The organism is Muriicola soli, from assembly GCF_004139715.1.
Classification (GTDB): Bacteria; Bacteroidota; Bacteroidia; order Flavobacteriales; family Flavobacteriaceae; genus Muriicola; species Muriicola soli.
Map to the genome: position 1 here is coordinate 1,037,597 of NZ_CP035544.1, position 14,188 is coordinate 1,051,784.

12 protein-coding genes are annotated in these 14,188 nt (G+C 36.9%); all 12 read right to left on the bottom strand.

From position 1 onward, the window contains the following. Positions 1-31: 31 nt before the first annotated feature. Entirely contained in the window at positions 32-961 is a 930-nt protein-coding gene (locus EQY75_RS04570; RefSeq protein WP_129603277.1) for a GNAT family N-acetyltransferase, read from the bottom strand. Further along, on the bottom strand, positions 942-1,967 hold the full coding sequence (locus EQY75_RS14555; RefSeq protein WP_129603279.1) for a GNAT family N-acetyltransferase: 1,026 nt from the start codon (positions 1,965-1,967) through the stop codon (positions 942-944). The genes EQY75_RS04570 and EQY75_RS14555 overlap by 20 nt, the downstream gene beginning before the upstream one ends. Positions 1,968-1,979: 12 nt before the next feature. Then, a complete protein-coding gene (locus EQY75_RS04580) occupies positions 1,980-2,939 on the bottom strand; it encodes a hypothetical protein (protein WP_129603281.1) in 960 nt (319 codons plus the stop codon). Positions 2,940-2,944: 5 nt separating this feature from the next. Continuing rightward, entirely contained in the window at positions 2,945-4,393 is a 1,449-nt protein-coding gene (locus EQY75_RS04585) for an MBOAT family O-acyltransferase (protein ID WP_129603282.1), read from the bottom strand. Positions 4,394-4,725: 332 nt separating this feature from the next. Then, positions 4,726-6,189, bottom strand: a complete 1,464-nt coding sequence (locus EQY75_RS04590) for a class I adenylate-forming enzyme family protein (protein WP_129603284.1) — start codon at positions 6,187-6,189, stop codon at positions 4,726-4,728. 10 nt (positions 6,190-6,199) lie between these two features. Next, the gene (nadE, locus tag EQY75_RS04595; protein ID WP_129603286.1) at positions 6,200-7,180 is read right to left on the bottom strand and encodes an NAD(+) synthase; all 981 of its coding nucleotides are present in this window, start codon (positions 7,178-7,180) and stop codon (positions 6,200-6,202) included. 16 nt (positions 7,181-7,196) lie between these two features. Next, positions 7,197-9,176 (bottom strand): asparagine synthase (glutamine-hydrolyzing), encoded by a 1,980-nt coding sequence (gene asnB, locus EQY75_RS04600; protein WP_129603288.1) that lies wholly within the window; start codon positions 9,174-9,176, stop codon positions 7,197-7,199. A gap of 23 nt (positions 9,177-9,199) precedes the next feature. Continuing rightward, positions 9,200-9,448: an acyl carrier protein gene (locus tag EQY75_RS04605; RefSeq protein WP_129603290.1), complete on the bottom strand. Its 249-nt coding sequence runs from the start codon at positions 9,446-9,448 to the stop codon at positions 9,200-9,202. A gap of 170 nt (positions 9,449-9,618) precedes the next feature. Continuing rightward, a complete protein-coding gene (locus EQY75_RS04610) occupies positions 9,619-10,209 on the bottom strand; it encodes an acyltransferase (RefSeq protein ID WP_129603291.1) in 591 nt (196 codons plus the stop codon). 3 nt (positions 10,210-10,212) lie between these two features. Continuing rightward, positions 10,213-10,851: a sugar transferase gene (locus EQY75_RS04615; RefSeq protein ID WP_129603293.1), complete on the bottom strand. Its 639-nt coding sequence runs from the start codon at positions 10,849-10,851 to the stop codon at positions 10,213-10,215. Between the two features lie 165 nt (positions 10,852-11,016). Next, positions 11,017-12,771 carry an acetyltransferase gene (locus tag EQY75_RS04620; protein ID WP_129603295.1) on the bottom strand — a complete coding sequence of 585 codons (1,755 nt, stop codon included), beginning with the start codon at positions 12,769-12,771 and terminating at the stop codon, positions 11,017-11,019. A gap of 105 nt (positions 12,772-12,876) precedes the next feature. Next, positions 12,877-13,959: a glycosyltransferase family 4 protein gene (locus EQY75_RS04625; protein ID WP_342774051.1), complete on the bottom strand. Its 1,083-nt coding sequence runs from the start codon at positions 13,957-13,959 to the stop codon at positions 12,877-12,879. Positions 13,960-14,188 lie beyond the last annotated feature (229 nt).

Genomic DNA, 14,188 nt, shown 5'->3' on the forward strand with positions numbered 1-14,188 from the left:
TTTTTACCAAAGGTATGAAACCCAAAAATGATCATCTATTTCCTCCTCTTAACAGGAAAAGTACACGGTCCGTCGAAAGTCGAGGGGGCAGAACATTTTTTCGAAAATAGAGTTTAGCTTTCCACAGGCTTATCAGCAACTGAACATATACTAATCTGAAAACCCCCTGCTTATAGAAAATATGGGCCTTAAAGCGATACTTGCAATTACTCCACTTCTCTTTGTAATAGGTATAGCCCAACATAAGGTCATATAACCGGATGCTATAAGTAAAACACCATTCAAGTTGCTTTAACATGCTGATATCCGGAAGGTTAAATTTATTGTAATTAATGTCAAAAGCCTGAATATGGCTGTAGAGCGCATTTTCCAGGTGAAAATTCAAGGTTATGCTGATGGGCTTGTCATGATTGTAAATAACAAAAATCGAGGCTTGCTTTGCGCGGATCATGGGCAATATTCTTGCCCTTAAACTGTCCCATTGTGGAAGGTCCCGGTTCAGGATCTTTTTTTGGTTAAATCGTGCTTTGAGGAGTCTGTAGAATTCATCGAAAGTGTCATGATAGTTAGTTTCGTTTACAGGATCCCCGTAAAAAACCCGGTAGTCGATCTTGCCGGATGTTTCTAGCTTTTTTTTCTTGTTGTAAAGGTTTTTTTGGTTTCTTTGACTCAGTACTTCGGCCATGTATTCTTTTTCGCTCTTGTATTTTGAAAGGTCCAGTGCAAATCCCTGGTGGAGATCTACGGATGTATTTGCCAAATCTGATGAAACTAAATCTAATTCAAAATAGCCCGGAATATTCTGCACCCTTACGACTTTGATGTCTTTTGGAATGCGAATTTTGGTTGGGACGTCTATTTCTGTATGTGTAACTTTGTTATACAGGGGAAACCGATAGAGGAGGGGAGCTTCTCTCTTCAACAGCAGATCGAAAATAAAATTATAACTGTACTGTAACATCCTGTTTCCTCGATTGGAAATAAAATCTAAGACGATTTATAAAGCGAAAAAAATTTAATTGTCTCAATATTCGCTTACATTCATATAGAATGTATATTAAATTTGCGGTTACTACAGAATAGAAAGACTTTGGATCGTAAATGATATGGTAGTTAAAATGGTAAAGGGTATTCGCCCATCTGTATTTGTACTCATAATTACCTTTGGCAAAATCCAGTGAATCAATTTTTTGATCATAGCACCAATTAAGTAATTCTAATATGTTTAATGTTCCAATTCTATATTTGGCATAACTGATATCAAAAACTCTTAGAGTATCAATTAGTTTCGATCCTTCTAGCATTATGAGGGTTATCGCAATTGGTTTGTCTCTAATATATGTTACGAAGAGACCCGCTTTGTCTTCCATCATCAAGGGATATGTAACCTTGTGATAAAATACCCATTCGGATTGGTTCAAATCTCTATTGTATTCCTTCTTCTGTGAAAATCTCTTGGTCATAAGATTTCGAAACGATTTAAAGAGGTTTTCGTAGGTATCCTTGGATGTATCCGATAAGTGCATTCGGTAACTGATATCGGGTACCTTTTCCCATTTTCGTTTGTAACGTCTTAGTTTAACCCTACTCTGGGCGCTTAAAGTATCTCGTAAATATGAATCTAGGGTGGGGTACTCTTTAAAGTTACATAGATATCCGGCATATTGATTAGAGACAAGAATTTTTAAGTGATTGCTACTTAACAATTTTGCATCCGGTAAAAAGCTAGATGGGACATCGAAAATTACAAACACTTTATTTTTTTCTCCTAAAGTCTCGTTTGCAACTATCGAATAGCTGAGACCCTTGGTCAATGTTCCTCCCAGGTTATAAAATACAGGAAGAAGAGGTTTTTTAATAAATAAGAAATTCCCAAATAGAGCAGATCGATGTACCGAGCAGTTTTTAGCGAAGTATTTCAACCAATACTTCTGATAAGTTTCACTCAGGAATGGGTTTGTAACCATAATAAGTAAATCCTAAAAGTGAGTTTTATTGAGTTCCTTGTAACTTTTTTCTCTTATACGAACGACAAGATCAGATGTAAATTGCCGAGCACTTTCAGAATATAAATGGGATCCATCGTAGGTTTTATATTTTTCAGAATCCTGTATAAAATTCAGATAGGGTACATTCTTATGCATCGCAATACTGTCCATTTGCCGGTCAAATGAGTCCCAACGTTCGTTTTCCAGACTCAAAATTTCCTTTGCTGCAGGCATCCTCACCAGGAACACCTCGCCTTTATCTTTCAACAGGGATATTGTCTTCACAAAGTATTCCAACCTATTTTGTTTAAATTCTTCAGTTTTTAATTTAATTTTATAAAAGCGTAAGTTAAGTTCTGACCAGTGTTTCATATCCTCTTCTGTAATTGTCTTTCGAGAAGTATTCAGTACTACCTCATTCCAACCATCCTCGTGAAAAACGAAGTGATCCCAGATGGAGGTATTGAAGAATACATTATATAATGATGATCCATAACAACAGCTGAGATAGTCATAGTTTGGTTTCTCGGTGAATACTTTAAGTTTACCCAGAATGGTCTTTTCATCAAACTTCTTTATTTCTTCATCATCGAATTCCTTTGGAGCGGTAAAGGCACCGGGGTTAACGGAGAGTATAAAAAGGCCATTTTCTGTTTTATCGTCTAGTTTTTTGCGAATCGAATTGAGGTAAATCTCTCCGTAAAAGGATTGGTTCATTGCAAAGTTGACCATTTGAAATGACTTGTCTGACCTTACTAGGGAATCAGACAAAATCTTTGGTACAATACCCTGATCAGCTCTGGAGAGCCCCAGGATTAAACCGTCTGCTTTTTGGGTAAACTTCGTGTAATACTCGTCTACGGGCCCTTTTGACAATTGATTGAGCATCGTGGCATAGGCTCCAAAAAGCAGAAGACAAAAGATGCAAACTTTTAATAAAAAGGTCCTCATTGATCCTAGAATTGAAAATATATAAATGAATGCTGTCTGTTGATTGCAAAAAGGGCTATGGCAAGGATGTAAGTTCCGTATATCGCCATTTTTCGAAGCTGCGATTTGTTTTCCACAAGTTCGTATATCCGGTCATTTCCTTTTGCATAATGAATGGCCTGTACCAGAAGGATCAGGACCAGGGATAAACCAAGTTCAAAGTAATTACCCAGGATGTTAATATGTAGGTTTTGGATTCGGGTTAGATTTTTGATATAAACAAAGGCGATTTCAACAGATGGGGAACGGAAAAAGATCAGCGAGCCACATAGGTAGGTCATGGTCACAGCCCAACCTCCCATAGCTTGTAATTCTCTTGAGATACCCAGCCTTCTAAAGAGGCGTTTCCTCCATCTGCTAGTGCCCGTTTCAAGGATCAGGAGCAAAGCACTGAGCAAGCCCCATATTACAAAAGTCCAGTTTGCTCCGTGCCAAAGACCAACAATAAAGAAAATGATGAGGACATTTCTTATGAGGACCGGCCTGCGGACAATGAGGCCACCCATGGGGACAAACAGATAGTCCCTTAGCCATTGCATAAAGGAAATGTGCCATCGGTTCCAGAAGTCGGCAGAAGAGGTGGCAAAAAGCGGTTTATTGAAATTCTGCATCAGATCATAGCCCATTAACCTCGCTGTACCGATAGCTATAGACGTATATGCAGAGAAATCGTAATACAACTGCAGGGCAAAGAAACCCGCCGCGATGATTAAGGGCAGGCCCTTGTATAGTTCAGGGTCTGTATAAACTTCATCTACATAGATTCCCAGACGGTCTGCCACCACAACCTTTAAGAAAAACCCCCAGGCAATCATGATAAGGCCTCTTTTGATTTGTGGAATTTTGGGGATGATTTGTTTCCTGAATTGGGGTAGGAGGTTACCTGCCCTTTCTATAGGTCCTGCGACTAATTGTGGAAAGAAAGAAACAAAAAGGGCAAAATACCCCAGGTGTTTTTCAGGTTTTATTTTACCACGGTATACATCAATGGTATAGGACATGGTCTGAAAGGTGTAGAAGCTGATTCCAATAGGAAGCAGGAGTTGGCCCAGATTGTAACCGCCTTTCTGTACTTCCCCTGTGACTTCCAAATTAAAAAACCGCAATACGCTCCCGAACGACGTCTCAAAAAAAGATGCGTATTTAAAAAAGAAAAGCATTCCTACATTAACCCCTATACTCAGGAAGAGTAAGGATTTTTTATACTTCTCTTTTACGCTCACCATCCTTAATGCACAGAAGTAATCTACGAGTGTAGAGGTGATCAATAATAGTACCAGTAGGGGTTCGTGTTCCATATAGAAATAGTAGCTCCCCAGTAAAAGCCATAACCATCTGTATCTGAATGGTATAAGATAAGAACCAAAAACCATTATGATCAAAAAAGGAATGAACTCGAAAGAGTTAAAGTTCATTATGAACTATTTGTTTATTAAAAAGTAGAGGTTAGGTATAATAAAATTATCACTATGATATTCAAAACTCTTATTTTTTTGATAAAGAACATAAATATCAGATTGGGAGCTGAAAGCTGTACAATAGAATTTATTCGACAATTCGTTAAGAAAGAGCGCCAATAAAATATACACTTCTTGGACTATGCTTAAAATAAGGGATTTTCTAGATCAATATTGCCTTAAATTAAGTTTCATCCCATCATTTAGAAAGAAATCCTTAGTATTAAGCAAAATCTATTCAGCCTTTAATTTTTTAGATCAATATTAAGATTAATGCTGATAATTAATGCTCATTTACTTCTGGTTTTCTTTCCTGTTATACCAATGTTCATAGTAATTTCTACTATGATTTGTTGAGGTATTTTATAACTGGACAATTTCTTCGAACAGGCATTTAGAACTTTTTGCTTCAATTCCTCCTTATCAACTCCCTTATTCGAAATTACTATAGCTTTAATAGCCTCCCCAAGTAATTCATCTTCAAAACCCTCAATAGTACAATCAATGACCTCCGGAACAGATAAAATCACCTCCTCAATTTCTTTTGGGCTTACCCGTTTTCCTCCAACTTTAATGATCTCTTTCTTTCTTGCGGTAATATATAAATATCCATCACTATCTTTTTTCGCGATATCACCGGTGTGCAACCAACCATTTTTTATAGTACAGGCCGTTGCGATCTCATCCTTGTAATAGCCTTTCATGATATTTTCTCCGCGGGCGATCAACTCTCCTTCTTTTTCAATATCGAGTTTCTTGCCTTCTTCATCAACTATTGCAATCTCAACTCCGGGAATAGGAATACCAATAGAATTCATTTTTTCCCTCAATTTAAGTGGAGGGAGATATGAAAGCCTCGCCGTAGCCTCTGTCTGACCGTACATGACAAAGAATTCGATCTCGGGAAAGGCATCGATAAATTCCTGAATAAATACCGAATGCAGTTTTCCTCCGGCCTGGGTAACGTATCGCAAATGAGGAAATTCTGTAGTTTTAAAAGAGTCCGACTTTTTCAACAAGATCTGAAAATGACTGGGAACACCGGCGAAGCCCGTGCATTCAAAATTTTTAAGATCATTGATGACCGATCCCAAAAAAATAAAGCTATTGTTTAAAACAATAGAGCCACCAACTTTTAAATGTGTGTGGAGTAAGGAGAGCCCGTAGCAATAGAAAAAGGGGAGGACAACGCACATTCGATCATCCTCAGTAAGATTTAGATATTGAATGATAGAGGCAGTATTCGCCCTTATATTGTTATGACTAATCGTAACACCTTTGGGTTTGCCAGTGGATCCTGAGGTAAAGATTATTTCTGCAATGAGATCCCCGTCAAAGTTCTCCTCAGTCGATAATGGCTTTTCGCCCTCAAGAAGGCTTTTGACATCCTGTTCCTCAATAACTGATATCTCTTGATTTACGCGATCCCGAATTTTCAAACGCTCGATCGAAAAAATCAGTTTGCTTTCCGTGTGCTCAAGAATATAATCAAGATTCTCAGGCTCAGTGTCCTGATTCAAAGGAACACAGACATTTCCCGATTTCAGAATAGCGAGGTAAACGGTTATAAAATATTCAGAATTGGGACTTATAAGGAGGATGTTTTTCTGCGGTCCAACCTCTTTTTTTAGATAAGAAGCAAGTTTTGAACTATTTTGATAGATCGAATTAAAAGAAACCGGTGGCTTTGAATTGTGAATAAATGGTTTCTCCCAATCCTCGATTGAATCAAAAAAGTAATCAAAAACGTTCATTCTAGACGATTTAAAAGATCGGTTTCATTCTCAGGTACTCTGTGGTCTTTTTCTTTCTTTCAAAACTCTTGTATATATTTTCTATTTCCTTTTCACTTTTTTCCATAACCGGAGCCACCTCCGATGCGGGATATCCATTTTCCCAACCGTACCAAATAAGATCCATTTCTTTAAAGGGAAGCTGATAAAAGAAATCTTCCTGAGTTTGCTCTGCAGTATACGTATCTGTTGTGGGTGTTCTGGCAATGATTTCATCAGGAACGCCCAAATGATTTGCAATTTGATAAACCTGGGTCTTAAAGAGATGCCCTATAGGCATCACATCGGCCCCACCATCGCCATACTTCACAAAAAATCCCTGTTCCACTTCGTGTTTGTTCGGCGTACCGATGACCGCATAGTGGAGGCGTTCTGCGTGATAATACAACATCGACATTCTACTGCGTTGTTTGAAATTGGAAGCGGCAACAATTTGTAAGTACTCCTTTGCCGGTAATAATTTACTGACCACTTCTCCGTCAGGTTTTATCACTGTTATGGAAAAAATTGCCGGAATATTTTCTTCGATATTTTGCTTGATCTCTATTTTGGATTTGTCTTTTGAAGGGTCAAAATCCGTTATTACATTGGCGATGGCTTCATCCCTTCGTTGGTAGCAATTAAATCCATCGAGTGCACCGGTAATATCTTCGACAACCGTTTTTACTCTGAATTTGGCAGCAAGTTTCTCAGCCAGGTTCCTGCTGTCCTCGCTAGAATCTCTTTCAGGCAGCATTACCCCAAAAACTTTTTCCGGGCCAAAGGCTGTGGCTGTTAAGGCGAGGACTACAGACGAATCAATGCCTCCGCTAATTCCAACCACGCCTCCACGCCTTTGAAGCTTTTGAGCAACATCATTTTTGAGTTTGGACATGATCTGGGTACAAACCTCCTCAATATTTTCGAGATGCAGTATTTCTTTTGAAAATGGTTTGCGTGCTTTTGAATTCATTTGGTAATGTTTAGTTTTATATATCTAGAATACATTTGTTCAAGCTAATGAGATCCCCTTCTGCCAATGCGGGAATATTCCTTAAAACAAATTTATCATACAATAGTTGTGTTGATAATATAGCCGTGAGCGCCATATTGTCAATTTCGGAAACAACCTTTTTAGTTTGCATTTTTTCCAGTAATTGTTTAACGTGTTTCGGATTAAATATACCGGCTTTTGTAATAGTTTTTTCACTGAGCATTTCCTCAACATAAGCGGGCGTTTTGTCAGCTATGAATACACTTTTTATTGGTGCTCTGTAGGCCTGTTTAGGTCTGTTTAAAATCGGATCCGGAATCCTGCCTTTCATCATTTTTTTTAGGAGATATTTCTCATTAAGGCCATTTAATTTCAAATCTGGATCGAGCGTCATACAGAATTCCACAACCCTGTAATCCAAAAAGGGATACCGGCCTTCAACTGAGTGAGCCATGGCCATTCGGTCTCCCTGAGACGATAATAAATAACCTGACATAAAGATATCCAGCTCGATACGTTGTGCTTTTGTCAGAAAATCGTGTCCCTCTAATTTTCCGTTATAAGCAAGTTCTACCTCTGATAATGAGTTATACTCCTTTAAGGCGTTTTTATAAGTATCCGATAAATAATTCTTTATTCTGGAAGTATTATTCCACCGTAGCAAATGGGAATAAAGAGGATGTTTTGTTTCTGCCAATTTATAACCAAAAAACATTTTTAATACATTGCTTTTTGCTCCTTTCATTTGAGGTAGATAGGGATATAGCTTTGTAAGAAGTAGAGGCCTGTATTTCGATGATGGATCTTTGGCCCAGAAATGCCTGATTTTAGTTTCCTTAAAAATATTATAACCTCCTAGTAATTCATCGGCTCCTTCTCCGGTTATCACCACTTTGATCTGATGATCCCTCACACTTTTGGCCAATAGGCTCATAGGAGTAGGTGCCGTTCTTAACAGAGGTGCTTCTGCATGCCATATGACATCTTCAAAATGACTTGCTATATCGTATGAACTGCAACTAACACTTGAATGTTGAGTATTAAAATAGGTGGCGGCGATATTTTGGAATGAAGACTCGTCATAGTCTTTTTCATCAAAACCTATAGAAAAGGTTTGAAGGTTATTGGCTACAATTTGCTTGATAAAAGCTGTGGTAACGCTCGAATCGATTCCCCCACTCAGGTAGGCGGCCACAGGTACGTCGGCTCTGAGTCTTACCCTGATAGCATCTTCAAAGACTTCTTCAAAGGCTTCTGCCGCTTCTTCGGCATTAGAATAGGTATATGAGCCCGGCTTTTGCATAGGGAGTTCCCAGTATTTAACAATCTCCTTCTTATCGTTTTTGATCGTCATATAGCAGCCGGGAGGAAGTTCGTAGATTCCTTCAAAAGCGGTAAGCGGACTCAGGGATGTCCAGAAAGTACAATACTGAGAAAGTGCTTTTGGCGATAGCTGTAGCTCTATCCCGGGATATTCCAGCAAAGCTTTGATTTCAGAAGTGAAGAGAAAAGTATCACCTAATTCTGTGTAGAACAAAGGCCTAATGCCAACCCTGTCGCGCACTAGAAACAATTGTTCCTTCTGCTTGTCCCATATGGCAATGGCAAACTGTCCATTGAGTTTATTTACAAATTCAGGACCGTATTCATCGTACATGTGCACTATTACCTCGGTATCGCTGCTGGTTTCGAAGTGATGTCCAAGATTTTCCAGCTCAGCTCTCAATTCTACATAATTAAAGATTTCTCCATTAAAAACGATCCACTGAGTGTCGTTCTCGTTGGCTAGAGGCATCGTACCGGTACTGAGATCAACAATGCTGAGTCTTACACTTCCAAGGCCAATCTGGTCATTTAGGTAAATACCACTTTCGTCCGGCCCTCTGTGTTTAATACGGGTAAGCATCCTGCGCAGAGTTTCCTTTCGGATCTCCAGCAAGCCTATGGCTTTGTAAAATCCGGCTATTCCGCACATAGTTGCAGGGGATTAAGTAAAGGCTATAACTTTCTTTCAACGAAAGAATTAATAGAATTAATAGATTTAAAATTTTCTTCAAGCAATTCTTCGTCTTGTGTTTCTATCGAGAACTCTTCTTTCAGAAATTCAATTAAAAATAACAATCCCATAGAATCCAAAAGACCGGTTTCGAAAATTAAGGTATCATCTTCAATGTTTTCTGTACTTGCTAGTGTAGTTTGGAATAGATACTGTCTAATTTTATTTTTGACTTTAGAAGTTACAAGCATAGTGTAATTGGGTTTGATGTAAATGGTAAAGTGTTGTCCAGATAAAAGTAAACTCTTTAAATGTATTACTTAAAAACCTGTAACAGAATTCGATTAATCACTTAAAATATCGACAGGACGCTTAAATAAAATTTCTGCTTCAAAAATAGTTGAATCACGTTTAGATTTATTTAGTTTTTAAGAAACTTACTTTTTTTATCCAAGAGCTTCTTCGATCTAGGCGCCATACGTTTAAGCGGATTACCAACGAAAATAGTCCATGAATCTAAATTTACTGAAACCAGAGACAAGGCACCAACCGCAGTCCCTATTTCAATTTTAACGTTGGGTAGGATAACGCTATTTGCTCCAATAATAACATGTTCTTCTATTACTACCTTCCCCTTTTTAACGTTTTTGAATTCAGATGGTACTGTCGGATTAGTGAGGGTTAAACCCGAATAATCATCTGTTTTGCCATAAACTTTCACCCCTTGTGACAGACCAGCAAAGTCTTTGATCTCAACCCCTGTACTTACCAAAATATGACAAAATGCTCCAATATGAATATATGATCCCAGGACTAATTCTCCTTCCTTTGAGGCAATTATAGAACAAAAGGAATCGATAATAACGTTATTTCCTATCGAAATATATTCAACACCAACAATAATACAGTTCTTAGCAATTCGCACATTATTTCCTACAGATTTAAAACCGAATTGTCTAAGCTCAGCTTCCGTGTAAAAGTCAATTTCAAAAGGTTGTTTTTTCTTCTGCATTCTCTATAAATCCTTCTTATTATTGGTATCTGGTTTGGTACTACCGGTAAACATGGGCATAGTCTGGGTGGAATTTGAATTTATACCTTCGCGCAAGATAACCTTAAGCACAGTTTTCCAAAGTATTTTTAAGTCAGTCGCGAAACTGATATGATCAACATACCATACATCCAACTCAAATTTTCTTTCCCAGGTAATTGCATTACGGCCATTTACCTGTGCCCAACCAGTAATTCCTGGTTTCACTTCATGACGTCTTCCTTGTGTATTGTTGTATAATGGAAGATACGCAATTAAAAGTGGTCGTGGGCCCACAAATGACATATCTCCCAAAAGAACATTTATCAATTGCATTAATTCATCTAAAGAGTAATTCCTGATAAACCCACCTATCTTCGTTATACGCTGATTGTCTGGTAGGAGTTTGCCATTTTTGTCTGTTTTGTCATTCATAGTTTTAAACTTGACTATGGTGAAGATTTCACCATTTTTTCCGGGTCTTTTTTGAAAGAAAAAAGGCCTGCCGTTATTAGCAAATATTAGCAGCGTAATCAAAATGACAATAATTGGAGCCAATACTAGTAACAAAAGTATAGAACCTAAAACATCAGCGATCCTCTTAATAAATAAATAAATGGACATATAATTTGCTAGATGATATTAATATCTGAATTCAAAATAAAAGGCTTAGTAATCAATGTGGTAAAATCATATTTGCGAAGTTTAAGACTCTTAATTGAGAAAGACATTCAGACCTTAACTTATTAACTTATTTTGCTTTCTTAAAGATAAATCTACTCACAATTTTTATGCATCTAACCTGTATAAAGGGAAAAAATCAAAATCCCTTGAGGCTTCATCATTTTTAAAATTATTCCAATATTCTTTACAGAGTGTATTGTAAACCTTTTCATTTGCTATATGCTTCCATACCTTAAACTCCTTAATATCTTTAGAAAAGGAAGATTTAAAGTAAAATAAGGAATCTTCGTTACCGCCTAAGCCTCCGCCTAGATTAAAATACTCGTAACCTTTTTTCGTAGCTTTTATTCTTGTTATATCAATCAATAGCCTTAAGGGCGTATTATTGAGGAACTCAACCTTTGTTCCAGACAGGTGATATTGAACTATACCATTAGTCATGACCATAAGAGCACCACAAACAATTTCATCAGTTTCGATTGATCTGGCGTAGACTATTTCTGCATTGAAGTCACTACTGTTAAATAATCTAGTGAAGTATTCTTTATTAAAATAATATCGTTTTTCTGCGCCTACTCTTTCCATGGTTTTATAGTATAGAGAAATAAAAGGTAAAATCTCTTCAGTGTTTTTGCAATATTCTATTGTAAATAATCTCCGGGTTTTGTTCAAATACCTTTTTGTTGTTTTTGAAAATAAAGCACGTTGTGCATTCAAATCAGGGGTTAAATCAATATTGACGACGGGTCCGATATTTACAATCTCACCTATTCCTTCTAATATGTCTTGCTGATTTCTAATAAATGGGTTAAGTCTTGAAAATACTGAGACAATATTTTCTCTTTCAATAAATTGATTAAATACATTTTTAAAGCGGGCTTTATCAAAATTTAAATAGTGAGTATTGCAAATAGGACCGGCATAACCGTATACACTACTTAAATCATAATAAGTTGTATTTTCAATAGCTCTTTTTAGGAAGGGTATTGCAATTTTATTTTGTCCGTCATTGTAAAAAAACATTAAAATTGACTCTTCATCTCTTTTAGACAGTTGGTGATAATCAAAGGTGTGATAGAAATCATAATCACCCATCTTAGAAAGGATCTCATCCCATTTTTTTTTGGTAGTTATTATTTCATATGGATTATTACGAATTTCTGGTTCTTCTTGTATTCTTTGAATCCCCTTTAGAATTTCCTTTCGTTTTATAATCTTTCTAATAAATCTTGCGGGCACTCCATAAACCATATTGTTATCCTCAACGTTTTTGTTTGTCAGAGACTTAGCGCCAATAAAACAATTAGCACCAATGGTAATGCCTTCTAATACACCAGCACCTAATCCAATAGTGGAACATGGACCAATCTCAACCCCGCCTCCAACAGTACTTCTTGGAGCCAAACTAGAAAAATCACCCATGATGCCATCATGATCAAGCGAAGAAGAGGTGTTCAGGATACAATGACTACCAATTGATGAATCACTATTAACGATTACTCCTGGCATAATTACGGTTCCTGGACCCACACTACAATTTTTCCCAATTATTGAAGAGGGGTCAATAGCCTTAACAAAATTAAAATCGGGTGAAATCGATTGAATTTTATCGAACATAGCTTCTCTAACCCAATTATTGCCGATAGAAATTATACCCGATTTAAAATTATAGGTTTCCATCAACTGGTTAAGAGTTTCTTCGGACCCAATTATTTCATAATCAAGGACTTTGGTGCCAATTGGCTTAAAAGAATCAATTAAACCTACTATAGAGTATATTCCTTGTTTCTCCACTATATCCATCACTACCTTGGAATGGCCGGAAGCTCCTATAAGTACTATGTTCTCCTTTTTGGACATTGTAAAACTAATTTCACAGATTACTATGAATCATACTTGCCTAAATAATTAATTCTATTCAAATTCTAGCAATGTAGGTTTATGGTATTAATACATTTAATTACATTAGACCTGATTATCAAGTTCTTTATATTCCTTTAAAAGGGCTTCCCAGACATATTCCCTCTCAAAGCTCTCTCGTATTAATTTTCTATACATTGCTCCTTGTTCTTTGATTTTTTGAGAATTAACAATCCAATTTTTCATAGCATTGTACAGTGCTTGACTGTCTTTTACCGGGATTAAACTACCATTTATTTGGTCCTGAATTATTTCATTACAGCCGTTAATATCACTCGCAATAGTATAAAGCCCCATCGCCCCAGCTTGCATTACCACATTAGGGAAGCCTTCCCGATAGCTGGGGAAAACAAGACAATCACTGATAGACAAAAAAGGCCTTACATCATTTTGCCAACCTACCAGTATAATTTTATCAGATTGCCTCATAAATACTTCATTTTCCGGAAATATAGGATCCTGTTCACGTTCATAATCCCCTACAAACAGTAGTTTAACATTAGGCTGGGATTCTAAAAGTTGTTTAAATGCGGAAATAAGTTCATTTATACCTTTGTCTTTTACAATCCTCCCGATAAAAGTAAAAACAACATCTTGAGAAGATATATCCAATTTTTGTTTTAAAATTAGCCTTTCTTTTGCAGTAAATAATTCCGGATTAAAATAGCCGGTATCAATTCCATTAGAGCTGCCATTGGCAAGTACTTTTAGTTTTGAGGCACTTGTATATTTATTTTTGAGGACGATATCCATTAGCCCTTTTGAATTAGGATAAACTTTAGTAGCACTAGCATAAGTAAGCTTTTCAACCTGATTCAATAATAAACGTTTCAGTCCCTTGGTTTCGAGCAAAGGTAAACCAGCTATAGTATGCAGTCTATGAGGTACCCCAGCCATTTTTGCGGCGATCATTCCCAAAACACCGGCTTTTGGTGTATGAGTATGAACTATATATGGTTTTTCTTTCTTTAAGATCCTATAAAGCTGCAATAAAGCCACAAGATCCTTAGCTGGGGTTATTTTTCTCGTCATGTTGAGCGGGATAACTCTGATACCTTCATTCTTCGAAACCCTATCGAGTTCTATCCCGTCAGAAGAAATACCCACCACGTGAAAGTATTGATTCATAAATTGACATTGTCCCGTTAGAAGCGTTTTGAGGGACTCGGGAATTGTAGTAATTCGTACTAGCTTTTTATTCTGCTTACTCATAGAAAGTTCATCCGTCAATCAATTCTATTTTAAGGATGTTCAAAGATACATTTATTGGATGGGGTATTTAAACACATCATATTCATCTCAAAGATGAATTAATATTGACTACAAAACACGGTAAATGGGATGAAATAGCAAGAAA

Coding starts and splice junctions, on each gene's coding strand:
- EQY75_RS04570 (WP_129603277.1), bottom strand. CDS start 961: ATGTTACAGTACAGTTATAATTTTATTTTCGATCTGCTGTTGAAGAGA.
- EQY75_RS14555 (WP_129603279.1), bottom strand. CDS start 1,967: ATGGTTACAAACCCATTCCTGAGTGAAACTTATCAGAAGTATTGGTTG.
- EQY75_RS04580 (WP_129603281.1), bottom strand. CDS start 2,939: ATGAGGACCTTTTTATTAAAAGTTTGCATCTTTTGTCTTCTGCTTTTT.
- EQY75_RS04585 (WP_129603282.1), bottom strand. CDS start 4,393: ATGAACTTTAACTCTTTCGAGTTCATTCCTTTTTTGATCATAATGGTT.
- EQY75_RS04590 (WP_129603284.1), bottom strand. CDS start 6,189: ATGAACGTTTTTGATTACTTTTTTGATTCAATCGAGGATTGGGAGAAA.
- nadE (WP_129603286.1), bottom strand. CDS start 7,180: ATGAATTCAAAAGCACGCAAACCATTTTCAAAAGAAATACTGCATCTC.
- asnB (WP_129603288.1), bottom strand. CDS start 9,176: ATGTGCGGAATAGCCGGATTTTACAAAGCCATAGGCTTGCTGGAGATC.
- EQY75_RS04605 (WP_129603290.1), bottom strand. CDS start 9,448: ATGCTTGTAACTTCTAAAGTCAAAAATAAAATTAGACAGTATCTATTC.
- EQY75_RS04610 (WP_129603291.1), bottom strand. CDS start 10,209: ATGCAGAAGAAAAAACAACCTTTTGAAATTGACTTTTACACGGAAGCT.
- EQY75_RS04615 (WP_129603293.1), bottom strand. CDS start 10,851: ATGTCCATTTATTTATTTATTAAGAGGATCGCTGATGTTTTAGGTTCT.
- EQY75_RS04620 (WP_129603295.1), bottom strand. CDS start 12,771: ATGTCCAAAAAGGAGAACATAGTACTTATAGGAGCTTCCGGCCATTCC.
- EQY75_RS04625 (WP_342774051.1), bottom strand. CDS start 13,959: ATGAATCAATACTTTCACGTGGTGGGTATTTCTTCTGACGGGATAGAA.